Origin of the sequence: Sphingomonas fucosidasi, from assembly GCF_036663855.1 — a bacterium.
GTDB classification, from domain to species: Bacteria; Pseudomonadota; Alphaproteobacteria; order Sphingomonadales; family Sphingomonadaceae; genus Sphingomonas; species Sphingomonas faeni_B.
In genome coordinates this window covers 248,837-273,143 of sequence record NZ_JAXOJR010000001.1, presented here as the reverse complement: position 1 = coordinate 273,143, position 24,307 = coordinate 248,837, and the positions used below count along the sequence as shown (strand labels likewise).

Sequence of the window (24,307 nt, the reverse complement as noted above, 5' to 3'; positions counted from 1 at the left end):
AAGGGGGAGGTGGATGGCACTTGCCAGACGGAGGGGGAGGTAAGCGAAAACCGCTGTTCCGTGTCCTCCCCCTCCGTCACCTTCGGTGCCACCTCCCCCTGGCGGGGGAGGATCGTGAGGGTTCTCTCAGCGTGTGACCATATTGCCGCGGTCGAACAGGTCGACGCTCTGCGGCGAGATCCAACCATAGTGATAGTTCAGCTGGAACAACACGAACAACACCGTCGCCACCACCGTCACCCGCCACGCAGTCCGCCCCGAGCGAAACTCATGCGGCGCGCTCTCGGCCTGGCCGGGGACGTGCTCGCCCCCGACCTCGCGCGTCGTCTTCACCCCGAATGGCAGGACCAGAAACACCGAGAACGCCCAGAACAGGACGTAGATCGCGAGTGCCGAGGTCCAGCGCATCGGCTCAGCCCTCGATCAGCAGGACGTCGACGATCGGCTGCTTGCCGGTCCAGCGCTTGGCGACCTTGCGTACCGCAAGACGAATCTGCTCGCGCATCTTCTCGCTCTCGCGCTTGCCGCCGCGCACCGTGTCGGCCGCCGCCTGGACCGCGTCGGCGATGAACGCCGCACGGTCTTCCTCGACCGGCACACCCTGCACCCGAACCTGCGGCTGGCCGACCATCCGGCCGTCCTTGCCGAGCGCAACACCGACCGAAATCTGGCCGTTGATCGCCAGCTTGCGCCGCTCGCTCAGCGTCGCGCCGTCCGCCGGCAGGATCACGTCGCCGTCGAGCACCAGACGCCCGACCGTCGCATTGCCGATCTTCGCCGGGCCCTTGGGCGCCAAACGGATGATGTCGCCATTGCTCTGCACGATCGCGCGCGGAATGCCCTGCTCGAGCCCGAAGCGCGCATGCTCCATCATGTGGCGCATCTCGCCGTGCGTCGGCACGAGCACGTCGGGCCGAAGCCAGTCGTACATCTGCGCGAGTTCCGGCTGACCCGGATGACCCGACACATGGACATGCGCCTGGCGCTCGGTGATCATGCGGATGCCCTTGGCCGCCAGCGTGTTCTGGATGCGACCGATCTGGACCTCGTTGCCCGGGATCTGCTTCGACGAGAAGATCACCGTGTCGTCGGCGTCGAGCGTGATCGTGTGGCTGCCATTGGCGACGCGCGCGAGCGCCGCGCGCTCCTCGCCCTGGCCGCCGGTCGCGATGACCAGGACCTTGTTCTTAGGCAGCCGCATCGCCTCGTCAGGGCTGATCGTGTCAGGGAAATCTTTCAGATAGCCCGTCGCGCGTGCAACCTTGATGATCCGGTCGAGCGAACGCCCGGTTACGCACAGCTTGCGCCCGGTTTCCTTCGCGACTTCACCGAACGTGTGCAGCCGCGCGGCGTTCGACGCGAAGCTGGTGATCATAACCCGGCCCTTGGCCTTGCTCACCTCCTCAAACAGACCTTTTCGCACGGTGCTCTCGCTGCCCGATGCGGTCGTGTTGAAGATGTTGGTCGAGTCGCAAACGAGGACGTCGACGCCCTTGTCGCCGATCGCCATGAAGCCCTCGGGCTTGGTCGGGTTGCCGATCACCGGGTTCGCATCGAGCTTCCAGTCGCCGGTGTGGAACACGCGACCATAAGGCGTGTCGATCAGCAGTGCGTTCGCCTCGGGGATCGAATGCGACATCTCGACGAAGGTGAAGCCGAACGGCCCGAGCTGGAAATTGCCGCCCATCGGGATCATCTTGAGCTTCACGCGATTGGCGATGCCCTCTTCCTCGAGCTTGCCGCGGATGAGGCCCATCGTGAACGGCGTCGCATAGATCGGCACGCCGAGGTCTTCGGCGAGATACGGCAGCGAGCCGATATGATCCTCATGGCCGTGCGTGATGACGATGCCGAGCAGGTCGTCGATTCGGTCCTCGATGAAGGACAGATCGGGCAGGATCACGTCGACGCCGGGATATTGCGGATCGGCGAAGGTGATGCCGAGATCGACCATCACCCACTTGCCCTGGCACCCGTACAGGTTGACGTTCATGCCGATTTCGCCGGAGCCGCCAAGGCCACAGAAAAGGAGTTCGTTCTTCGGAGTCATTGATTACTTTCAGGATTATACAGGAATATGGCCCGCAGGCCGGTCGGCGCGAGCCCAATGGCCCTAGATATGGTGACGATCCCACATCATCGCCAGCCCCTGGATCGTCAGGTCGGCTTCGATGACGTCGAACACGTCGGTCTGTTTCTCGAATAAGGTGGCGAGGCCGCCGGTGGCGACGACCTTCACGGGACGGCCGATCTCGCGCTTCATCCGCGCGACCAGCCCCTCGATCATCGCGACATAGCCCCAATAGATGCCGATGTGCATCTGCGAGACGGTGTTGAGCCCGATGACGCTGGTGTCGGTCGGCGCCTCGATCGCGATCCGCGGGAGTTTCGCGGCGGCGGTCACCAGCGCGTCGAGCGACAGGTTGATCCCCGGCGCGATGATCCCGCCCTTGTACGCACCGCTATAGTCGACGACGTCGAACGTGGTCGCGGTGCCGAAATCGATCACGATCAGATCGCCCGGATGCAGTGCGTGCGCGGCGATCGTGTTGACCGCACGGTCGGCGCCGAGCGAGGCCGGCTCGTCGACGTCGATCGCGATGCCCCATTCGACCGGTGCATGGCCGGCGATCAGCGCGTCGGTGTCGAAGTATTTCGACGCGAGCACCTGGAGATTGTGCAGTGCGCGTGGGACGACGGTGGCGACGATCACGCCCTCGACCGCGGTGCGATCATGCCCGCCGAGTTGCATCAACTGGCTCAGCCACACCGCATACTCGTCCGCCGTGCGCCGCGGATCGGTCGCGATCCGCCAGCGCGCGACGATCTCGCCGCTCTCGACGAGCGCGAACACGACATTGGTATTGCCAGCATCGATCGCGAGCAGCATCAGCGGGGCCTCAAAGCAGGAAGACGTCTGCAGCGTGAATGACACGCCGCTCGCCAGACGCCAAGCGGAGGATCAGCGCGCCGTCGGTGTCGAGCCCGACGAACAGGCCATCGATCCCGCTGCCATCGGGAAGCCGAGCGGTGAGCGCGGTCCCGGCGGGGTGCGCGCAATCGACCCAGCGCTCGCGGACTGGGGCAATGCCTTCAGTGCGCCACCGGCCGATCCAGCGCGCGAAACTGTCGGCGAGAATGTCGAGGAACATCGCCGGATCGACCACCACGCCGTGCGCGGCCAGATCGGTCGTCACACGGTCCGGCAAATCAGGGTGATACGCGATGTTGACGCCGTAGCCGACGATTACCGCGTTATCCGCACGTTCGAGCAGGATGCCCGACAGCTTGGCATCGGCAAGCAGCAGGTCGTTGGGCCATTTCAGGACCAGCGTTTCGCTCTCATCCGTCGTGCCCTGGCAGATCCCGGCGACGAGAAAGGTCGACACGGTTTCCTGCAAGGCGACCGCGGCGACCAGCGCAAGGCTGGCGGCCGGCGGATCGGTCGGTCGCAACCGGACCAGCGTGCTGGCGTAGAGGTTACCCTCGGGCGACGACCATTCGCGCCCAAGCCGCCCCCGCCCCGCCGTCTGCCGGATCGCGCGCAACCAAAAACCGTCCTCGGCACCGCCGCGTGCAAGCTCCAGCAGGTCGGCGTTGGTCGATCCTGTCTCCGCGACGGTGCGGATGATGCTCAGAACAACGCCCGTGCGGCCGCCATCGTCCACGCGCCGAGCACGGGGATGAGGAGATATCCGGCTGGCGACACGAACACCGCGGCGATGGCGATCAGGCCACCCTCGACCTTGCTCTCCATCGGCGCGAACGCGGGTGCCGGATCGTCGAAGTACATCGTCTTGACGACGCGCAGATAGTAATACGCGCCGATCACCGAAGCGGCGATGCCGACCACCGCCAGCGGGAACAGCCCGGCGTCGACCGCCGCGCTGAACACCGCGAACTTCGCGTAGAAGCCGAACAGCGGCGGAATGCCGGCGAGGCTGAACATGAAGATCGCCAGTGCCGCGGCCAGTCCAGGACGCGTCCGCGACATGCCGGCGAGGCTGTCGATCGTCTCGACCGGCTGCCCGTCGTCACCGCGCATCTGCAACACGACCAGGAACGAGCCCAGCGTCATCGCGACATAGATCGTCAGGTACATCAGCACGCCCGACACGCCTTCCGGCGTTCCGGCCGCGAGACCGATCAGCGCGAAGCCGACATTGTTGATCGACGAGTAAGCGAGCAGCCGCTTGATGTTGGTCTGGCCGATCGCGGCGACCGCACCGAGGATGATCGAGGCGAGCGCCGCGAAGATCACGATCTGGCGCCACTGGTCGGTCGCCGGACCCATCGCATCGACCGCCACGCGGACGCTGAGCGCGAGCGCTGCTACCTTAGGCGCCGACGCGAAGAACGCGGTGACCGGGGTCGGTGCGCCTTCATACACGTCGGGCGTCCACATGTGGAACGGCACGGCGCTGATCTTGAACGCGAGGCCGGCGAAGACGAACACGAGACCGAACAGCAGGCCAAGCGACTTTGTGCCGACGTATGCCTCCGAGATACCCGAGAACAACGTCGTGCCGCTGAACCCATAGACCAGCGAGATGCCGTACAGCAGTATGCCGCTGGCGAGCGCGCCGAGTACGAAATACTTCAGGCCCGCCTCGGCCGACCGCCCGTCGCGCCGCATGAAGCTGGCGAGTACGTACGCTGCAAGGCTCTGGAGCTCGAGACCGACGTACAGCGTCAGCATGTCGGTGGCCGAAACCATCATCCCCATGCCGCATGCCGACAGCAGGATCAGCACCGGATATTCCGGACGCAGATCGTCGCCGTGGCTCCGTGCGAAGAAGCTCGGCGCCATGACGATCGCGACCGCCGAGGCGATATAGATCAGCACCTTGGCGAACGCGCCGAACGCGTCTGCGCGGTACAGACCGTCGAACGCGTATCCGCCCGACGACGCAGGACCGACCAGTGCGATCCCTGCGCCGACTAGCACGAACACGGCGGCGATCGAGACGGCGCGCGTCGATTTGTCCCCGCCCCAGGCGGAGACGAGCATCAGGGCGATCGCACCTAACGCCAGCACCAGTTCGGGCAGCGTCATTGCGATGTTAGCGGCGTAATCCATCAGTGTGCCTCCCCGTGCGCGGCACTATGGACAGTGGCGGGCTTCCCCGCAGTTGGGTTTGAATCGCTGGCAGGCTTGGCGCGATCGACACGGTCGAGCAGCACGGCCACGTCCTTGCGCATCGGTGCCAGGAAGCTCTCGGGATACACGCCCATCCACAGCACGACGGCCGCGATCGGTGCGAGCAGCCACATCTCGCGGCCCGACAGGTCGACCATCGCGCGGACGTCGTCCGACTTGATCTCGCCGAACACAACGCGACGATACAGGAACAGCATGTACGCGGCGCCCAGGATGATGCTCGTCGTGCAAAGCAGCGCGGTCCAGGTCGAGACCTGATACGTGCCCATCAGCGACAGGAACTCGGCGACGAAGCCGCTGGTCCCCGGCAGGCCGATCGAGGCCATCGTGAAGAACAGGAACAGGATCGCATACTTCGGCATGTTGATCGCAAGGCCGCCATAGCGCGAAATCTCGCGGGTATGGAGCTGGTCGTAGATCACACCGACGCACAAAAACAACGCACCCGATACCAAGCCGTGGCTCAGCATCATGATCATCGCGCCTTCAATGCCCTGCCGGTTGAACGCGAACAGGCCGATCGTGACGATCGCCATATGCGCCACCGACGAATAGGCGATTAGCTTCTTCATGTCCGCCTGCACAAGCGCGACGAGCGAGGTGTAGATCACCGCGACCGCCGACAGGCCGAAGATCAGCCAGGTCAGCTGGCCGGAGGCTTCGGGGAACATCGGCAGCAGGAACCGCAGGAAGCCGTATCCGCCGAGCTTCAGCAGCACGCCCGCCAGGATGACCGAGCCTGCGGTCGGCGCCTGGACGTGCGCGTCGGGCAACCAGGTGTGGACTGGCCACATCGGCATCTTGACCGCGAACGACGCGAAGAATGCCAGCCACAGCCAGATCTGAACATCGGCCGGGAAGTCGTAGTTCATCAGCGCCGGGATGCTGGTCGTGCCCGCGGTCTTCGCCATGTAGAGCATGGCGATGAACATCAGGACCGAGCCGAGCAGCGTGTACAGGAAGAACTTGTACGACGCGTAGATCCGGTTCGCGCCGCCCCAGATGCCGATGATCAGGTACATCGGGATCAGGCCGGCTTCGAAGAACACGTAGAACAGGAACAGGTCCTGCGCCGCGAACGTGCCGATCATCAGCACTTCGGTGAACAGGAACGCCGCCATGTATTCCGGCACGCGCGTCGTGATCGAGCGCCAGCTGGCGCCGATGCAGATCGGCATCAGGAACACGCTGAGCATGATCAGCATCAGCGCGAAACCGTCGATGCCGAGCGACCAGCCGAACGGGCCGAAGATGCCGGGGGCATGCTCGACGAACTGCCACTGCGCGCCGCCGATGTCGTAGTTCATCCACAGCATGATGCCGAGAACGAAGTCGATCAGCGTTGCCGCCAGCGCCAGCATCCGCGCCGTGTTCGCCGAGACGAACAGGCACGCGACAGCCGCGATCATCGGGACCGCGATCAGGACGGAAAGGATAGGAAAGCCGGTCATTACAGTCCGATCGCCCAGGTTACGGCTGCGGTCAGCCCGATCAGCATGACGAAGGCATAGGTGTAGAAGTATCCCGTCTGGAAGCGGTTGGCGACGCGGCTACCGATCTGGACGACCCAGGTCGCGCCGTCTGGCCCGAACCGGTTGATCGTCTTCTCGTCGCCGCGGTGCCACAGGAAGCGGCCGATCGCGAACGCCGGGCGGACGAAGATCAGGTCGTATAGCTCGTCGAAATACCACTTATGCAGCAGGAAGTCGTAGAGCACGCCGAACTGTTCGACGACCTTGGCCGGGAACGTCGGTGCCTTGATATAGGCGTACCAGGCGGTCAGCAGGCCGAGCAGCATCGCGATCGTCGCCGACAGCTTGATGAGCAACGGCACGCCGTGCATCTCGTGCATCAGGTGTTCGCGGAACGCGAGTGCGCCCTTCCAGAACTCCTCGCCTGCGGTCGGCTCGATGAAGAAGCCGTGGAACACGAAGCCAGCGAGGACCGCACCGACCGACAACACGATCAGCGGGATCAGCATCGGCAGCGGGCTCTCGTGTGGGTGATACCCACCGTCGCCTTCGGCCGGCGCGTGCGCGGCATCGTGATGACCGTGCGGCGCGTGGCCTGCGTCCTCGGCTTGCGCCGGGTTCGCATGATGGTCGTCCGCATGATGTGCGTCATGGGCATGATCGTCATGGCCATGGGCGTCGTGGAGCGCATGCTGGATATGCTCCGATGCGGCCCAGCGCGGCTTGCCCCAGAAGGTCAGGAACATAACGCGCCACGAATAGAAGCTGGTCAGCAGCGCGACCAGCACACCAACGAACCATACGCCCGGCTGACCCGCAGCCCAGCTTGCCTCGATGATCGCGTCCTTCGAATGGAAGCCGGCGAACCCGATCGCGGTGTTGCCGAAGATGCCGGGAATGCCGACGCCGGTGATCGCGAGCGTGCCCGCCATCATCGCCCAGAACGTTACCGGGATCTTCTTACGCAGGCCGCCATAATAGCGCATGTCCTGCTCGTGGTGCATCGCATGGATGACCGAGCCGGCGCCGAGGAACAGCAGCGCCTTGAAGAACGCGTGCGTGAACAGGTGGAACATCGCCGCGCCGTACGCGCCGACACCGGCCGCGAAGAACATGTAGCCGAGCTGCGAACAGGTCGAATACGCGATCACGCGCTTGATGTCGGTCTGGACGAGGCCGCAGGTCGCGGCGAACAGGCAGGTCGCAGCACCGACGGAGGTGACCACGGTCAGCGCGACCGGGCTCATCTCGAACATCGGCGACAGGCGGCAGACCATGAACACGCCAGCCGTGACCATCGTCGCCGCGTGGATCAGCGCCGAAACCGGGGTCGGGCCTTCCATCGCGTCCGGCAACCACGTGTGCAGGCCGAGCTGTGCCGACTTGCCCATCGCGCCGACGAACAGCAGCAGGCAGAGTACCGTCATCGTATCGAAGCGATAGCCGAGGAAGCCGAGCGTCGAGCCCGCCATGCCAGGAGCCGCGGCGAGGATCTCGGGGATCGAGACCGTACCGAACACCAGGAACGTGCCGAAGATACCGAGCATGAAGCCGAGATCGCCGACGCGGTTGACGACGAACGCCTTGATCGCAGCGGCACTCGCCGACGGCTTGCGGAACCAGAACCCGATCAGGAGGTAGGATGCGAGACCCACGCCTTCCCAGCCGAAGAACATCTGGACCAGGTTGTTCGCGGTCACGAGCATCAGCATCGCGAAGGTAAACAGCGACAGATACGCGAAGAAGCGCGGCTGGTCGGGATCTTCGTCCATATAGCCCCAGCTATACAGATGGACGAGCGCCGAGACCGACGTGACGACCACGAGCATCACCGCGGTCAGCGCATCGACGCGCAGCGACCACGCGACGTTCATGTCGCCGGAATGGATGAAGTCGAGCAGCGGCGCGACGGTGGCGGTGCTGGTGCCCGAGAGGAAACCGATGAAGATCGGCCAGGACAACAGGCACGATGCGAACAGCGCAGCCGTGGTGACGAGTTTCGCCGGCACGTTGCCGATCGCGCGATTGCCGAACCCGGCAACGATCGCGGCCAGTAACGGCAGGAAGACGATAAGCTGGATCAACCGTATTACCCCTTCATCCGGTTGACGTCGTCGACCGCGATGGTGCCGCGACCGCGGAAATAGATCACGAGAATGGCGAGGCCGATTGCGGCTTCACCCGCGGCGACCGTCAGCACGAACATCGCGAACACCTGTCCGACGAGATCGTGGAGGAACGCCGAGAACGCGACGAGATTGATGTTCACCGCCAGCAGGATCAGCTCGATCGCCATCAGGATGACGATGAGGTTCTTGCGGTTCAGGAAGATGCCGAGCACCCCCATCGTGAACAGGATCGCCGCGACGACCAGATAATGGACGAGACCGATCGTCACAGTTCGACTCCCTGCCCGACGACCGGGCTCGTGTTGCGCGTGGCATCCTGCGGACGACGCGCGTTCTGGCGGCTGATGTTCTGCGCCTTGACGCCGCCACGCTGACGGTGGGTCAGCACGATCGCCCCGATCATCGCGACCAGCAGCACCAGGCCGGCACCCTCGAACACGAACAGATAGCGCGTGTAGAGCAGGTTACCGATCGCCTGGATGTTGGGCACGGTGTCGTCGATCGGTGCGGCACGCCGCGCGAGCTGGATCGGGCCGGTGCTCCAGGCACCGATCGCGATCATCACTTCAGCCGCGAGTGCGACGGCAAGCGCGAGGCCGATCCCGAAATACCGGGCGACGCCTGCGCGAAGCTCGGTGAAGTCGATGTCGAGCATCATGACCACGAACAGGAACAGCACCGCGACCGCACCGACATAGACGATGACGAGCAGCATCGCGATGAACTCGGCACCGACGAGGATCATGAGGCCGGCCGCGTTAAAGAACGCGAGGATCAGCCACATCACCGAATGGACCGGATTGCGCGACGCGATCGTCAGCGCGCCCGACAGGACGACGACGAAGGCGAAGAGATAAAAAGCCAAGGCCTGGATCATGCGATCACCCTCCCCGTCGCCCCGGCGAACGCCGGGGTCTTCACGTTGGTGGATGCGCCCGTGCGGCACGAGATCCCAGCCTGCGCTGGGACGACGGAGTTAATCTGTGTCATCGCGGCGCTCGCTTAACGGTACGGCGCATCGGCGGCAAGGTTCGCCGCGATCGCGCTTTCCCAACGGTCGCCATTATCGAGCAGCTTCGACTTGTCGTAGATCAGCTCTTCGCGCGTCTCGGTGGCGAACTCGTAGTTCGGCCCCTCGACGATCGCATCGACCGGGCACGCCTCGGCACATAGGCCGCAATAGATGCACTTGGTCATGTCGATATCGTAGCGCGTGGTGCGGCGCGAGCCGTCGTCACGCGGCTCGGCTTCGATCGTGATCGCCTGTGCGGGGCATACGGCCTCGCACAGCTTGCACGCGATGCACCGCTCTTCGCCGTTCGGATAACGACGCAGCGCATGCTCGCCACGGAACCGCGGCGACACCGGGTTGCGCTCGTACGGATAGTTGATCGTCGCCTTTTCCTTGAAGAAATAGCGAAGCGTCAACGCGTGCGCCTTCACGAATTCCCACAGGGTAAACGACTTGATGATCTGAGCGACGCTCATGAACCCACTCCAACACGCGTCAGCATGAGATAGCCCGACACGAGGAAAACCCAGAACAGCGAGACGGGGAGGAAGACCTTCCAGCCAAGCCGCATCAGCTGATCGTAGCGATAGCGCGGCACGGTCGCCTTCACCCAGCTGAACAGGAAGAAGAAGAACAGGATCTTGGCGAACAGCCAGATGATCCCCGGCACGTAATATAGCGGCGCCCAGTCGACCGGTGGCAGCCACCCGCCCCAGAACAGCGTCGCGTTCAGCGCGCACATCAACAGCACGTTCGCATACTCGCCGAGCCAGAACAGCGCGAACGACATCGACGAATATTCGGTCTGGTACCCGGCAACGAGCTCGCTCTCGGCCTCGGTCAGATCGAACGGCGCGCGCTGTGTCTCGGCCAGCGAGGAGATGAAGAACATCACCGCCATCGGGAACATCAGCGGGTTCAGGATGTACCCGTTGAAGAACCAGACGTGCGACTTCTGCGCCATCACGATCGCCGACAGGTTGAAGCTGCCGGTCCACAGCACGACCGAAATCAGGATGAAGCCGATCGCGACTTCATACGACACCATCTGCGCGGCCGCACGAAGCGCCGAGTAGAATGGGTATTTCGAGTTCGACGCCCAGCCCGACAGGATGATCCCGTAGACGCCGAGCGACGACGCCGCGAGCACGTAGAGCAGCCCGACGTTGATGTCCGCAAGCACGACGCCGACCCCGAACGGCACCACCGCCCAGACGATCAGCGCGACCGTGAAGGTGATGATCGGTGCCAGCAGGAACAGCGTGCGGTTGGCGGCTGCGGGGACGATCGTCTCCTGCAGGAACACCTTCAGGCCGTCGGCGAAGCTCTGCAGCAGACCGAACGGACCGACGACGTTGGGACCGCGACGCAGTGCCATCGCCGCCCAGATCTTGCGGTCGGCATAAATGATCATCGCCACCGCCAGCATCAGCGGCAGCGCGATCACGAGAATGTCGATGATCGTCGCGAGGAAGAACGCCCAGTCGTAGCCGAGCGAGGATTCGAACCAGGAGATCATTCGGCTGCCTCCGCGTAGTCTTCCCCGTGGAGAAGTTCGGCCGAGCAGCGCTGCATCGTCGGCGACGCACGGCAGATCGCGTTGGTCAGGTAGAAGTCCTTGATCGGATAGCCGGCGAGAACGCCCTCACCTGCGCCGTCGAGCGAAGGCGGGTTCCACTCGAACGTCGCGAGCGCCTGATGACGCAGCGCAGGCACGTCCGCGTACATTTCCTCACGCAGATCCTCGAAGCTGTCGAACGGCAGCGTGTGGCCGAGCGTGTCGGACAGCGCGCGGAAGATCGACCAGTCGTCACGCGCATCGCCCGGTGCGAACACTGCCCGCTCACCACGCTGGACGCGGCCTTCGAGATTGACCCACGTGCCCGACTTCTCCGCGTATGTGACACCCGGCAGGATGACATCGGCAGCCGCCGCACCCTTGTCGCCGTGATGGCCCACGAACACCTTGAAACCTGCGAACTTCGAGTAATCCACCTCGTCCGCGCCGAGGAAGAAGCCGAGCTTCGCCCCCATCACGTCGGCGATGCCGCCCTTCTGCGCATAGCCGAGCATCAGCCCGCCCATCCGCGAGGCCGCCATGTGAACAACGTTGAAGCCGTTCCAGCCGTCCTTCACGAGGCCCAGCGTATCGACCAGCTTCAGCGCAGCCGCATGGCCACCCTTCATCGCGCCGCCACCGACGATCACCATCGGACGCTCGGCCTTGCCGAACGCCTCGGTCACCGCCTCGGGCAGAGCGCCGAGGAGCGCCAGATCGTCACCGAGCCACTCGACCTTGTAGGTCAGGTCCGTCTCCGGCCCGATCGCGAAGACCTTCGCACCCTTCTTGATCGCCTTGCGGATGCGCGTGTTCACCAGCGGCGCTTCCCAGCGCAGGTTGGTGCCCACCAGCAGGATCGCGTCGGCGCGCTCGGTGCCGGCGATCGTCGTGTTGAAATTGACCGCGGCGATGCTCGTCGCGTCATAATCCATGCCGGTCTGACGGCCTTCGAGCAGGCTCGAACCCATCTTCGCGAGCAGCGCCTTGGCTGCGTACATCGTCTCGCAGTCGACCAGGTCGCCGGCGACCGCGGCAACGCTCGACCCGGCGTTCACCGCCTTGATCGCCGCGAAAGCTTCGTCCCACGTCGCGGCCTGGAGCTTGCCGTTCACCCGGACATAAGGCTTGTCGAGACGACGGCGCACGAGGCCGTCGATCGCGTGGCGCGTCTTGTCGGTCGCCCACTCCTCGTTCACGTCCTCGTTGATCCGCGGCACGCAGCGCAACACCTGCCGACCACGGCTGTCGAGCCGGATGTTGGTGCCGACCGCGTCCATCACGTCGATCGTCAGCGTCTTGCGCAATTCCCACGGACGCGCCTCGAACGCGTAGGGCTTCGATGTCAGCGCACCGACCGGGCACAGATCGACGACGTTGCCGCTCAGCTCGCTCTTGACCGCATTCTCGAGATACGAGGTAATCTGCATGTCCTCGCCGCGGAAGATCGCACCGATCTCCTCGACGCCGGACACTTCCTCGGCGAACCGGATGCAGCGCGTGCACTGGATGCAGCGGGTCATGACCGTCTTGACGATCGGACCCATATACTTCTCGGTGACCGCGCGCTTGTTCTCGTCATAGCGCGAATGGCCGCGACCGTACGCAACCGACTGGTCCTGAAGATCGCACTCGCCGCCCTGATCGCAGATCGGGCAATCGAGCGGATGGTTGATCAGCAGGAATTCCATGATGCCCTCGCGGGCATTCTTCACCATCGGCGAATTTGTGAAGATTTCCTGCTTGTCCGCTGCCGGCAGCGCGCACGACGCCTGCGGCTTGGGCGGACCAGGCTTCACCTCGACCAGGCACATCCGGCAATTGCCGGCGATGCTCAGCCGCTCATGATAACAGAAACGCGGAATCTCCTTGCCGGCAAGCTCGCACGCCTGCAGCACGGTGGCGCCCTGCGGCACCTCGATCTCTACGCCATCGACTTTGACTAAGGGCATATCAGTGTTCCGTGTCGGTCAGGCCAAGGCGACGCTCGATGCGATCTACCCTGTCCTTCAAATGCGCGACGTCGACCTCAACGCCGTGAATGGACGTTACAACGCCCATCAACGACGTGATCATACCACGCTGATGATCTTCCATCGCCAACAGTCGCGTGCTCTGCGACGCCTGCTCGCGACGCCCCAGGGCCACATCCGATTGGATCTTCTTCAAAATTTCCAACATGAAGTCTGCGCGGTCGTCGGTCATTCTGCCGCTTCCATCATCGGCGCGGTGTCGCCACCACGTTCGCGGATACGGCGCTCCATCTCTGGGCGGAAATGCTTGATCAGGCCCTGGATCGGCCACGCTGCGGCGTCACCGAGTGCGCAGATCGAGTGACCCTCGACCTGCTTGGTAACCTGCTGGAGCATGTCGATCTCGGACAGCTCGGCGTCGCCGGTGCGCATCCGCTCCATCACGCGCCACATCCAGCCGGTGCCTTCGCGGCACGGCGTGCACTGGCCGCAGCTTTCGTGCTTGTAGAAGTACGAGATACGGCTGATCGCGCGGACGATGTCCGTCGACTTATCCATGACGATGATCGCCGCAGTGCCGAGCCCCGAGCCAACCGCCTTCAGGCCGTCGAAGTCCATCGCGCAGTCCATGATCTGCGCGGCGGGCACGAGAGGTACCGAAGAGCCGCCAGGGATCACCGCGAGCAGATTGTCCCAGCCACCACGGATGCCGCCGCAATGCGTCTCGATCAGGTCGCGGAACGAGATGCTCATCTCCTCCTCGACGACGCACGGCTTGTTCACATGGCCGCTGATCTGGAACAGCTTGGTACCGCGGTTGTTCTCCGCGCCGAAGCTGGAGAACCACGCCGCACCACGCCGCAGGATCGTCGGCGCAACCGCGATCGACTCGACGTTGTTGACCGTCGTCGGGCAGCCGTAAAGACCAGCACCCGCCGGGAAAGGTGGCTTCAGCCGCGGCTGACCCTTCTTCCCCTCGAGGCTCTCCAACATCGCGGTCTCTTCGCCGCAGATGTAGGCGCCGGCGCCGCGATGGACGAACACGTCGAAGTCGTAGCCCGACCCGCACGCATTCTTGCCGATAAAGCCGCGGTCGTATGCTTCAGCCACAGCTGCGAACAGCGTCTCGGCCTCGCGGATATATTCGCCGCGAATGTAGATGTAGGCGGCGCGCGCGCGCATCGCGAACCCGGCGATCAGCGCGCCTTCGATCAGCTTGTGCGGATCGTGGCGGATGATCTCGCGATCCTTACAGCTGCCCGGCTCGGATTCATCGGCGTTGATGACGAGGAAGTTCGGCCGATCGGGCTTCGGTTCCTTCGGCATGAACGACCATTTGGTGCCGGTCGGGAAGCCCGCCCCGCCACGGCCACGCAGACCCGACGCCTTCATCACGTCGATGATCGCGTCCTGGCCGAGCGCCATCAGGTCCTTGGTATTGTCCCAATCGCCGCGCATGATCGCCGCGTCGATATTCCACGGCTGGAAACCGTAGACGTTGGTAAAGATGCGATCCTTATCGGCGAGCATTACTGTCCCTCGACCAGATCGAGCCGGCGCTCGATACGTTCAACCCGGTTGCTGAGCCGATCAGGACGGTGGTTGATACCGGCCGTCGACATCACCAAAGTCGCCAAATGCTCTTCCGTCGCGGTCATACGCAGGCGTAGATCGGATACGTCCGCCTTCACCTCCGACATATCCGACTGAATCCTCTTCAGGATCTCGAGCATGACGCTTTCGTTCTCGACCGTCATGCCCACTCCCCCCGGTAATCGTGGTTCGCGTCGACCATCGCCTTCAGCGAGGTCGGGCCACCCTCGGGGCAGCTCGCGCGACGGCCGAACTGCGGGCCCGGCGTCGGATGGCCGCCATTGGCCAGCGCCTCGAGGATCTCGGTCGTCTTGTCGTAATCGAGGTCTTCGAAGTTATCGTCGTTGATCTGCACCATCGGCGCATTCGCGCACGTCCCAAGACACTCGACCTCGGTCAGCGTGAACATGCCGTCGGGCGTGGTGCCGCCCTTGACCAGACCGCGGTTTTTGCACGCGGCGAGAACGTCGTCCGAACCGCGCAGCATGCACGGCGTCGTGCCGCAGACCTGCACGTGGAACCGACCGACCGGCGCGAGATTGAACATCGTGTAGAAGGTCACGACCTCGTACACACGCATGTACGGCACACCAATCTGGCGCGCGACGAACTCGATTACCGGTACCGGCAACCAGCCCTGCGTCTGCGTTTCCGCACCGACCTGGCGCTGTGCCAGATCGAGCAACGGGATCGACGCCGACTGCTCGCGACCCTTCGGGTAGCGCCCGAGGATCTCGTTCGCCTTCACCTGGTTCTCGTCCGTCCACGCGAACGAGCCCCAACGTGCGCGGGTCTCGGCCTCGTCGGGAATTTTCGGAGCTTCAGCCATCAGCGGTCACATTCACCAAAAACGATATCCATCGCGCCGAGGATCGCGGTCGTATCCGCCAGCATGTGGCCCTTCGCCATGAAGTCCATGGCTTGCAGATGCGAGAACGCGGTCGGGCGGATCTTGCAGCGATACGGCTTGTTCGAGCCATCGGCGACCAGGTACACGCCGAACTCGCCCTTGGGGCTCTCGGTCGCGACATAGACGTCGCCGGCGGGGACGTGGAAGCCCTCGGTGTAGAGCTTGAAGTGATGGATCAGCGCTTCCATCGACTGCTTCATCTCGGCGCGCTTGGGCGGCACGACCTTACGGTCTAGCGACGCGATCGGCCCCTCGGGCATCTCGCGGAGGCACTGCTTCATGATCCGCGCGGACTGACGCACTTCCTCGACGCGCACCATGAACCGATCATAGCAATCGCCGCGCGTGCCGACCGGCACGTCGAAGTCCATCTTCGCGTACACGTCGTAAGGCTGCGACTTGCGCAGATCCCAGGCGATGCCCGAGCCACGGATCATCGGGCCGGAAAAGCCCCACTTGATCGCGTCGTCGCGGCTGACCACGGCGATGTCGACGTTGCGCTGCTTGAAGATGCGGTTGTCGGCGACGAGCGAGATCGCATCCTCGAACAGACGCGGCAGGCGCGTATCGAGCCAGTCGCCGATATCGGCGAGCAGCTTCAGCGGTGCGTCCTGATGTACGCCACCCGGACGGAAATAGTTCGAATGCATGCGAGCGCCGGACACGCGCTCGAAGAAGTTCATGCAGTCTTCGCGGATCTCGAACAGCCACAGGTTCGGCGTCATCGCGCCGACGTCCATGACGTGCGACCCGAGGTTCAGCATGTGGTTCGAAATACGCGTCAGCTCGGCGAAGAACACCCGCAGATACTGCGCACGCTCGGGCACTTCGAGATCGAGCAGCTTCTCGACCGCCAGCACCCAGCTATGCTCCATGCACAGGGGCGAGCAATAATCGAGCCGATCGAAATACGGCAGCGCCTGCGTATAGGTCTTGTACTCGATCAGCTTCTCTGTGCCGCGGTGAAGCAGGCCGACATGCGGATCGACGCGCTCGACAATCTCGCCGTCGAGCTCCATGACCAGACGCAACACGCCGTGGGCGGCCGGATGCTGCGGACCGAAGTTAATCGTGTAGTTCTGGATCGTGACGTCGCCGGTCGTGGGATCGGACGCGTCGGCTTCACCCAGAAGCTCCTCTACGTACAGACTCACTGGTTCTGTCCTCCGCCCTTGGTCGGGATGACATCCGACTCCACGGGCTTGTCCCGCTTTTGGTTGCCAGCATTGGCGTCACCCGAACCGGTTTGCGCCGTCCCCTGCGCGTCCTTCTTGGCATAAGACTCGCTCGGTGCGTCCGGCGCCTTGGTCGCGCTCTGCGCCGCATCGGCCTTGACGATCGCATCAGCCTTGAGTGGCGTAGGTGCGCCCTTGGCCTCGGGCAGCGCACCCTTCTCGTCGCCGGGAAGCACGTATTCGGCACCTTCCCACGGGCTCATGAAATCGAACGTCCGGAAATCCTGCGCAAGTTGCACCGGCTCGTACACGACACGCTTCGACTCTTCCGAATAGCGCAGCTCGACATACCCGGTCAGTGGGAAGTCCTTGCGCTGCGGGTGACCGCGGAAGCCGTAATCGGTCAGGATGCGACGCAGGTCCGGATTGCCGCTGAACAACACGCCGTACATGTCGTACACTTCGCGCTCGAGCCAGCCCGCGACCGGCCAGATATCCGTCACCGACGGCACCGGCTTTTCCTCGTCGGTCGATACATGGACGCGCAGGCGGTGGTTCCGCGTCAGCGAGAGCATGCAGTAAACGACCTCAAACCGCTCCGCGCGATCCGGATAGTCGACGCCGGCGATCTCCATGAGCTGCTCATAGGCAAGCCCGGGCGTGTCGCGCAGCGCGATCATCGCGTCGTACAGGTCTTCGCGACGAACGTGCAGCGCGACTTCGCCGACATGGTCGACCGCGTCGAGCAGCATGCCGCCAAGCGCCGCGCGGGCACTGTCAATCACGCCGTCGTTCGACGTGTAAGCTGGTGCGGGAGCCCTCAACGCTCGATGCTCCCGGACCGCCGGATCTTCCGCTGCAACTGCATGATGCCGTACAGCAGAGCCTCGGCCGTCGGCGGGCATCCGGGAACGTAGATATCGACGGGCACGATCCGATCGCAACCACGGACAACGCTGTAGCTGTAATGATAATAGCCGCCGCCGTTCGCGCACGATCCCATCGAGATCACGTACTTGGGCTCGGACATCTGGTCGTAGACCTTGCGCAGCGCAGGGGCCATCTTGTTGCACAGCGTGCCGGCGACGATCATCACGTCCGACTGACGCGGCGATGCGCGCGGTGCGGCGCCGAAGCGCTCGAGATCGTAGCGCGGCATGTTGACGTGGATCATCTCGACCGCGCAGCATGCGAGCCCGAACGTCATCCACCACAGCGAGCCGGTGCGGGCCCACTGAAACAGCTCCTCGGTCGACGTGACGAGGAAACCCTTGTCCGTCAGCTCACCGTTCAATCCGTCGAAAAAGCCCTGATCGGGTGGCACCAGCGAGCTGGGCGAACCGGGTGCGGGCTGAAGCTCTACTCCCAATCGAGTGCTCCCTTCTTCCATGCGTAGACGAGGCCAAGGGCCAATTCGCCGATAAAGATCATCATCGAAATCCACGCGGTCCAGCCGAGCGTGAAGACCGAGACGGCCCAAGGATACAGGAACGCGGCCTCGAGATCGAAGATGATGAAGAGGATGGCGATCAGGTAGAAGCGAACGTCAAATTGGCTGCGCGGATCCTCGAATGCGGGGAAGCCGCACTCGTATTCGCTGAGCTTTTCAGGCGTAGGCTTGTGCGATCCGGTGAGGCGCGAGACGGCCATCGGCAGGAACACGAACGTGCTCGACAATGCGATGGCGATCCCGAGGAACAGGAGGATCGGAAGATAGTGCGACAGGTCGACCAAATTGCTTCTCGCAAGTGCGAACGGAACGGGGCCGCTTTAGGCCGATGGGGGGTTCGGGGCAAGGCTCGCAGGGTGTGAGAATCACTCGCAACAGGAGGCACTGGGTGGCGGGAAACATGCGTTACTCGGCGTGTGACAACAGGTGGAGCGCACGCCGAGCGGCCGCGACGTCACCAAACCCACTCCGTCACCCCGGACTGGTTCCGGGGTCCACCGTGCAGCAAACCAACGTGCGGCGGGCACGCGGAACGGTGGATGCCGGAACGAGCCCGGCATGACGGAGTGTAATTGGGGCCACGCCTTTGCGCCGTTGACCGCACTCTGGTTCTGCCCCTTCCACAACCGTCACCCCAGCGAAAGCTGGGGTATCCCTGTGGTAGCCGCATCGTCCGCCAACCACGAGACCCCAGCTTTCGCTGGGGTGACGGTTGTGGGTAAGGTGACGCAGTTCGGTTTGGTGGCAGCTATCATTGAACGCGCCATCAAACCAATCCAGCTTACCGAAGCGCGCCGGCAACCAGCTTATGGAGTCGCGAGTGCAGCGCGTCGTTCGCCGCAAGAAACTCGTTGCGCTCCATCGCGCGGTCGCCGCCGCGGAAGTCGGTGACGAAACCGCCGGCTTCCTTCACCAGCAACATGCCCGCAGCAACATCCCAAGGCTTCAGGTTCGATTCCCAGAAGCCGTCGAACCGGCCGGCCGCCAGCCACGCCAGATCGAGCGCCGCAGCACCAAGCCGACGGATGCCCGCAACCTCAGGCGCAACCGCGCCGAAAATCCGGCTCCACTGCGCGAAGTCGCCATGGCCGAGGAACGGGATCCCCGTAGCGATCAGCGATTCGGACAGATCCCGCCGTGACGACACGCGCAAACGCTGGTCGGTGAGCCAAGCCCCCCGGCCCTTCTCGGCCCAGAAGCTTTCGTCGGTCAGCGGCTGATACACCAATGCGGTGGTAACCTCGCGCTTGCCGTTCGGCATCGGCTCCTCGACCGCGATCGAGATGCAGAAATGCGGGATGCCGTGGAGGAAGTTCGACGTTCCATCCAAGGGATCGACGATGAAGCGCGGCTTGTTCGGATCGCCCTCGACCTCGCCGCGCTCCTCCATGAGCATGCCCCAATCGGGGCGAGCGTGGCTGAGTTCCTCGAAGATCGTCTGCTCGGCGCGCTGGTCGGCCTGGCTGACGAAGTCCGCCGGACCCTTGCGACTCACTTGGAGTTGCTGGACCTCGTTGAAATCGCGGCGCAGACGCGGCGCTGCCTTGCGGGCGGCGCGCTCGATGACGGTCATGATGCCGGAATGGCTGGGCATTTTAATTTACCTTAAGCCCTCTCCCCTCCGGGGAGAGGGTTGGGAGAGGGGCTGTTCTGGGCGGTATCGTTTGGGGCCGCCCCTCACCCCGACCCTCTCCCCGAAGGGAAGAGGGAGCAGATATCAGTCGGCGCGCCTTACGTAGGTCTGCTCGTAGACATCGACCACGATCCGCGTGCCCGCGCCGATATGCGGCGGAACCATCACGCGCACGCCGTTCTCGAGCACGGCCGGCTTATACGACGACGAAGCCGTCTGCCCCTTCACCACGGCATCCGCCTCGACGATCAGCGCCTCGATCGTGTCGGGCAGCTGGACCGAGATCGGCCGCTCTTCCCAGAGCTCCATCACCACATCCATGCCGTCCTGCAGGAACGCCGCGGCGTCGCCCAGAATATCGGCGTCGAGTGAGATCTGCTCGTAGTTCACCTTGTCCATAAAAGTGAGCATGTCGCCTTCGCGGAACAGGAACTGGAAGTCGACGGTCTCGAGCCGGACCTTCTCGACGCTCTCGGCGGAGCGGAAACGGACGTTGTTCTTGCGGCCGTCGATGAGGTTCTTCATCTCGACCTGCATATAGGCCCCGCCCTTGCCGGGCTGCGTGTGCTGAATCTTCACGGCGCGCCAGATGCCGCCCTCATATTCAAGAATGTTGCCGGGACGAATCTCGACCGCGTTGATCTTCATGACCGATTCCTGCTGGAAAGAGCTAGGGGCCGTCCGCGAAGCATGGCCCGTAAGGCGTGGCTATGCGGAAACCCGAAGCGGCGGGCTTTAGCGGGACGACCGGCTTCCGGCAAGCAGCGGGTACGGGTTCACGTTCTCGCCCTGATACCAGCGCTCACCTGGCTGCATCTTCGTAAGCCCGAAATGCAGATGATAATTGCCCGCCCCCGCATCGCCGGTATCGCCGACATAGCCGAGCGTATCGCCCGCCTTGACCGCCATGCCCTCACGGATGCCCGCCGCATATCCGGCGAGATGCGCGTAGTAATAGGTCCAGCGTCGGTCGGTTGAACGAACGTACAGCGTGATGCCGCCGAGCCCGCTCTGGAACAGCTTCTCGATCCGACCCGGTGCCGCCGCGACGACCGGGGTACCGCCCGGCGCCATGATGTCCGTCCCATGATGGCCGCGCAGCCCACCACCCCGCGCATCGTTCCAGCTGTCCGCAATCGCCTTTCTAGGAACGCCGGCCACCGGAACGGCCAGCGCGCCCGGCGTCACGGGCGCGGCAACCACCTCGGCAGGAGGCGCGGGCTTGCGCCAGAGCACGTGCCGCTCGATGCTGCCACCGCTACCGCCGAACGACACCATCGACGCAAAGGCACCGACTACGACCACGATCAGCGCGAGAATGATCCAGAACGTCCGCGTCATCGCCTTACGCCTGGAAAACGGCCTTGGTCCCCGGCTTGATCATCATCGACAGCCGCGCCGCATCCCAGTTGGTCAGGCGAATGCAGCCATGGCTCTCCGCACGCCCGATCGTCTCGGGGTTGGGCGTACCGTGGATGCCATAGTGCTCCTTCGACAGGTCCATCCAGACGACGCCGACCGGACCGTTCGGCCCCGGCGGGAGCATCTCCTTCTGCTGGCCCTTCTTGGCATCCCAGAACAGCGCCGGGTTGAAGTGGAATTTCGGATTGTAGTCGGAGCCCTTGATCGTCCACGTGCCGAGCGGCAGCGGATCGTGGCTCGACCCCATCGTCGCGGAGAACTGCGCAATCAGCTTGTCGTTCGCGTCGAGCACGCGCAGCACGCCGTCAGACTTGTCGACGACGACATGATCCGCCTGCGGCTGCTTCGCATCGACGTTCAGCATGTTGAGGGTTGCCCGCCATTCGGGGGTGAATTTCGCATCATAGGCGCGCGACGTCGGCAGCGCGTTCGGGAACACGACCTTCGTGCCGGGCGTCAGCATCGTCGTCGGCGAGTTCAACGCCATGATGACCGCGGGCGTGGTGTGGAACATCTCACCCAGCTTCTCCATGACCGAGCGATAGCCGATCGTCGGCAGTTCGGCCTGCTTCGCCGGATCCTTCGGCAGCGGATTGATGTACGGGCCGGCAAGCATCTGCGGCGTCAACGCGACCGTCACCGTCGGCCGAGCGGCGCGATACGGGTACAGCGCCTGCAACGTCCGGGCATCGGACTTGCCGGTGATCGGCAGGCCCTTAGCCTCCTGAAACCCCTTCAACGCAGCGACCAGCGACTGTCCGCCACGCCCGTCGAGCACGCCCGGCCCGAAACCGAGATGATCGAGGATCACCTGCACGTGGAGGATGCTGCGGTCGATCGGTACGGACTTTGCCGGGGACGTCTGCGCAAGCGCTGGCGACGCCAAGCCGAACAGACCCGCTACAAGAACCGAAGCCTTCACAAATGCCGTCATGCCCGTCATCCCAAACCGTTACGCTTCTGCATCAAACGGTCGGGACGACGGTTGTTTCCGTCGACAACGGCGACGGATCGCCATCACCCCACCACGCACCCGTCATCCTGACGAAAGTCAGGACCCAGAGCCACGGGGGACAGCGCTTAATTACCCTGGGTCCTGACTTTCGTCAGGATGACGAAGCGTGAGGTTCAGCGCTTGGCGAGAACCTCGCCGAACGCCTTGATCGCCGCGACCTCGTCGCCACTCCAGACGGCGCCCGACACAGCGATGAAATCCGCCCCGGCCGCGACGAGCGGCGCGGCGTTCTCCGGCGTGATGCCACCGATCGCAACGCAGGGCATCTCGAACAGCGTCGACCACCAGGACAGGATAACCGGCTCGGCGGTATGCGTCGCGACCTTCGTCGTGGTCGGATAGAACGCGCCGAACGCGACGTAATCGGCCCCGGCCTCGCCCGCTTCCATCGCCAGATGGCGGCTGCCGTGACAGCTCACGCCGATCTGCGCGTTGGGCCCGAGCTGCGCGCGCGCCTCGCGCGGATCGCCATCGTCCTGCCCGAGATGCACGCCGTCCGCGTCGAGCCGCTTGGCCAGCCCGATGTCATCGTTGACGATGAACGCAACGTCCCGCTCGGCGCAGATCGCACGCAAAGGCTCGCCAAGCGCGGCGGCGGCGTGCTGGTCGATATCCTTCACACGGAACTGGAACGCGGCCACCGGCCCAGCGTCGAGCGCCCGCGCCAGACGCTCGGGAAAGTCACCGCCGACATCCAGCGGCGACACCAGGTAAAGCTGGCACGGCGGCCGACGCATGTCGCGGCGGAAATTCTCGGCGAAATTGGGATCGAGCGGGCCCAGCGGATCTTCGAATTCGGTCATGTCCGGCCCCTAGCCTCTCATGCCGCGCGCGTCACCCCGGCGCGTGGCAGGGGTGACGAACGGGCCGTGCGCAGCTTATTCTTCGTTCTTGTAGATGCGGATGATGCGGTCGAGCATCGCCAGCGCTTCGTCGCGCGGGCGCTGGAAGGTGTTGCGGCCGATGATCGAGCCGTTGCCGCCGCCGTCGCGAATGTCGCGCGCGTCCTGGAACACCGCGTCCTCGCCCTTCGACGCGCCGCCCGAGAAGACGTTGATGCGACGCCCGGCAAAGCTCGACTGGACGACGTGCTTCACGCGGTCCGACTGCTTCGACCAGTCAGTGTTCGCGTAAAGCGGCTTGGCTTCCTTCTGCTCGATATGCGCGGTCGGCAGCTTGGTCTTGATGATGTGCGCGCCGAGCAGCGCCGCCATGTGCGCGGCATAGGCACCGACGTCGAGCGCGAGTTCCCCGTCCTTGGTCAGCTCACCGCCGCGCGGATAGGACCAGATCACCGTCGCGATGCCGACCGACTTGGCCTCTTCGCTCAGTTCGCGGATTTCCTCGACGAGATCGAAGAACTGATCCGCACCCGGATAGATGGTGAAGCCGATCGCCGCCGACCCGAGCCGCACCGCGTCGGACACGGTGGCCGTCACCGCCTGATCGATCGAGGTCGCCCAGCTGTTCGAGCTGTTGCACTTCAGGATCGTCGGGATCTGGCCCGCAAACGTATCGGCGCCCGCTTCGAGCATCCCGAGCGGCGCCGCATAGGCGCTGAGCCCCGCATCGATCGCCAGCTGGTAATGGTAATGCGGGTCGTACGCGGGCGGGTTCACCGAAAAGCTGCGCGCCGGGCCATGCTCGAAGCCCTGATCGACCGGCAGGATCACCAGCTTGCCGGTGCCGCCCAGCTTGCCCTGCATCAGGATGCGCGCGAGGTTCGCCTTAACCGCCGGGCTGGTCGCTTCGTATTTGTCGAGAATGGTTTTGACTTGCGGGGTGATCGTCGAGGTCATGCTGA

26 protein-coding genes are annotated in these 24,307 nt (G+C 64.1%); all 26 read right to left on the bottom strand.

What is annotated here, in order from left to right; all coding sequences use genetic code 11:
• Positions 1-126: 126 nt before the first annotated feature.
• The 26 genes from U1737_RS01350 to U1737_RS01225 all read right to left on the bottom strand — a co-directional run bounded on the left by U1737_RS01350 (position 127) and on the right by U1737_RS01225 (position 24,302).
• Positions 127-408 (bottom strand): DUF1467 family protein, encoded by a 282-nt coding sequence (locus U1737_RS01350; protein WP_248520993.1) that lies wholly within the window; start codon positions 406-408, stop codon positions 127-129.
• 4 nt (positions 409-412) lie between these two features.
• Positions 413-2,050: a ribonuclease J gene (locus tag U1737_RS01345; RefSeq protein WP_332795296.1), complete on the bottom strand. Its 1,638-nt coding sequence runs from the start codon at positions 2,048-2,050 to the stop codon at positions 413-415.
• Positions 2,051-2,113: 63 nt separating this feature from the next.
• Positions 2,114-2,890, bottom strand: a complete 777-nt coding sequence (locus U1737_RS01340) for a type III pantothenate kinase (RefSeq protein ID WP_332795295.1) — start codon at positions 2,888-2,890, stop codon at positions 2,114-2,116.
• 10 nt (positions 2,891-2,900) lie between these two features.
• The gene (locus U1737_RS01335; protein WP_332795625.1) at positions 2,901-3,632 is read right to left on the bottom strand and encodes a biotin--[acetyl-CoA-carboxylase] ligase; all 732 of its coding nucleotides are present in this window, start codon (positions 3,630-3,632) and stop codon (positions 2,901-2,903) included.
• Positions 3,633-3,634: 2 nt separating this feature from the next.
• Positions 3,635-5,080 (bottom strand): NADH-quinone oxidoreductase subunit NuoN, encoded by a 1,446-nt coding sequence (gene nuoN / locus U1737_RS01330; RefSeq protein WP_332795294.1) that lies wholly within the window; start codon positions 5,078-5,080, stop codon positions 3,635-3,637.
• Positions 5,080-6,612: an NADH-quinone oxidoreductase subunit M gene (locus tag U1737_RS01325; RefSeq protein ID WP_332795293.1), complete on the bottom strand. Its 1,533-nt coding sequence runs from the start codon at positions 6,610-6,612 to the stop codon at positions 5,080-5,082. Before U1737_RS01325 ends, nuoN begins: the two co-directional genes overlap by 1 nt.
• Positions 6,612-8,717: an NADH-quinone oxidoreductase subunit L gene (gene nuoL / locus U1737_RS01320; protein WP_332795292.1), complete on the bottom strand. Its 2,106-nt coding sequence runs from the start codon at positions 8,715-8,717 to the stop codon at positions 6,612-6,614. The genes U1737_RS01325 and nuoL overlap by 1 nt, the downstream gene beginning before the upstream one ends.
• 5 nt (positions 8,718-8,722) lie before the next feature.
• On the bottom strand, positions 8,723-9,031 hold the full coding sequence (gene nuoK / locus U1737_RS01315) for an NADH-quinone oxidoreductase subunit NuoK (protein WP_082441002.1): 309 nt from the start codon (positions 9,029-9,031) through the stop codon (positions 8,723-8,725).
• The gene (locus U1737_RS01310; RefSeq protein WP_056048540.1) at positions 9,028-9,639 is read right to left on the bottom strand and encodes an NADH-quinone oxidoreductase subunit J; all 612 of its coding nucleotides are present in this window, start codon (positions 9,637-9,639) and stop codon (positions 9,028-9,030) included. Before U1737_RS01310 ends, nuoK begins: the two co-directional genes overlap by 4 nt.
• Positions 9,640-9,764: 125 nt before the next feature.
• Positions 9,765-10,250: an NADH-quinone oxidoreductase subunit NuoI gene (gene nuoI, locus U1737_RS01305; protein ID WP_055877898.1), complete on the bottom strand. Its 486-nt coding sequence runs from the start codon at positions 10,248-10,250 to the stop codon at positions 9,765-9,767.
• Complete coding sequence (gene nuoH / locus U1737_RS01300; protein ID WP_056058320.1) at positions 10,247-11,293, bottom strand: NADH-quinone oxidoreductase subunit NuoH; 1,047 nt, start codon at positions 11,291-11,293, stop codon at positions 10,247-10,249. Before nuoH ends, nuoI begins: the two co-directional genes overlap by 4 nt.
• On the bottom strand, positions 11,290-13,284 hold the full coding sequence (gene nuoG, locus U1737_RS01295) for an NADH-quinone oxidoreductase subunit NuoG (RefSeq protein WP_332795291.1): 1,995 nt from the start codon (positions 13,282-13,284) through the stop codon (positions 11,290-11,292). The genes nuoH and nuoG overlap by 4 nt, the downstream gene beginning before the upstream one ends.
• Position 13,285: 1 nt before the next feature.
• Positions 13,286-13,537 carry a hypothetical protein gene (locus tag U1737_RS01290; protein WP_332795290.1) on the bottom strand — a complete coding sequence of 84 codons (252 nt, stop codon included), beginning with the start codon at positions 13,535-13,537 and terminating at the stop codon, positions 13,286-13,288.
• Complete coding sequence (nuoF, locus tag U1737_RS01285) at positions 13,534-14,835, bottom strand: NADH-quinone oxidoreductase subunit NuoF (protein WP_056050371.1); 1,302 nt, start codon at positions 14,833-14,835, stop codon at positions 13,534-13,536. Before nuoF ends, U1737_RS01290 begins: the two co-directional genes overlap by 4 nt.
• Positions 14,835-15,062: a hypothetical protein gene (locus U1737_RS01280; protein ID WP_248521009.1), complete on the bottom strand. Its 228-nt coding sequence runs from the start codon at positions 15,060-15,062 to the stop codon at positions 14,835-14,837. The genes nuoF and U1737_RS01280 overlap by 1 nt, the downstream gene beginning before the upstream one ends.
• Positions 15,059-15,727, bottom strand: a complete 669-nt coding sequence (locus U1737_RS01275; RefSeq protein ID WP_248521011.1) for a complex I 24 kDa subunit family protein — start codon at positions 15,725-15,727, stop codon at positions 15,059-15,061. Before U1737_RS01275 ends, U1737_RS01280 begins: the two co-directional genes overlap by 4 nt.
• Entirely contained in the window at positions 15,727-16,938 is a 1,212-nt protein-coding gene (locus U1737_RS01270; protein ID WP_282580433.1) for an NADH-quinone oxidoreductase subunit D, read from the bottom strand. The genes U1737_RS01275 and U1737_RS01270 overlap by 1 nt, the downstream gene beginning before the upstream one ends.
• Positions 16,939-16,958: 20 nt before the next feature.
• Positions 16,959-17,807 carry an NADH-quinone oxidoreductase subunit C gene (locus U1737_RS01265; RefSeq protein ID WP_332795289.1) on the bottom strand — a complete coding sequence of 283 codons (849 nt, stop codon included), beginning with the start codon at positions 17,805-17,807 and terminating at the stop codon, positions 16,959-16,961.
• Positions 17,804-18,352, bottom strand: coding sequence for a NuoB/complex I 20 kDa subunit family protein (locus tag U1737_RS01260; RefSeq protein WP_056058310.1), 549 nt, complete (start codon positions 18,350-18,352; stop codon positions 17,804-17,806). Before U1737_RS01260 ends, U1737_RS01265 begins: the two co-directional genes overlap by 4 nt.
• Positions 18,343-18,717, bottom strand: coding sequence for an NADH-quinone oxidoreductase subunit A (locus tag U1737_RS01255; RefSeq protein ID WP_056048518.1), 375 nt, complete (start codon positions 18,715-18,717; stop codon positions 18,343-18,345). The genes U1737_RS01260 and U1737_RS01255 overlap by 10 nt, the downstream gene beginning before the upstream one ends.
• Positions 18,718-19,214: 497 nt before the next feature.
• Complete coding sequence (locus U1737_RS01250) at positions 19,215-20,027, bottom strand: inositol monophosphatase family protein (RefSeq protein WP_056048515.1); 813 nt, start codon at positions 20,025-20,027, stop codon at positions 19,215-19,217.
• 123 nt (positions 20,028-20,150) lie between these two features.
• Positions 20,151-20,714: an elongation factor P gene (gene efp, locus U1737_RS01245; RefSeq protein WP_187502336.1), complete on the bottom strand. Its 564-nt coding sequence runs from the start codon at positions 20,712-20,714 to the stop codon at positions 20,151-20,153.
• An 87-nt stretch (positions 20,715-20,801) separates the two neighbouring features.
• Positions 20,802-21,407: a M23 family metallopeptidase gene (locus U1737_RS01240; RefSeq protein ID WP_332795288.1), complete on the bottom strand. Its 606-nt coding sequence runs from the start codon at positions 21,405-21,407 to the stop codon at positions 20,802-20,804.
• A 4-nt stretch (positions 21,408-21,411) separates the two neighbouring features.
• Positions 21,412-22,422 (bottom strand): L,D-transpeptidase family protein, encoded by a 1,011-nt coding sequence (locus U1737_RS01235; protein ID WP_332795287.1) that lies wholly within the window; start codon positions 22,420-22,422, stop codon positions 21,412-21,414.
• Positions 22,423-22,616: 194 nt separating this feature from the next.
• The gene (thiE, locus tag U1737_RS01230; RefSeq protein ID WP_332795286.1) at positions 22,617-23,306 is read right to left on the bottom strand and encodes a thiamine phosphate synthase; all 690 of its coding nucleotides are present in this window, start codon (positions 23,304-23,306) and stop codon (positions 22,617-22,619) included.
• 75 nt (positions 23,307-23,381) lie between these two features.
• Positions 23,382-24,302, bottom strand: coding sequence for a class I fructose-bisphosphate aldolase (locus U1737_RS01225; RefSeq protein ID WP_254687360.1), 921 nt, complete (start codon positions 24,300-24,302; stop codon positions 23,382-23,384).
• Positions 24,303-24,307: the final 5 nt, after the last annotated feature.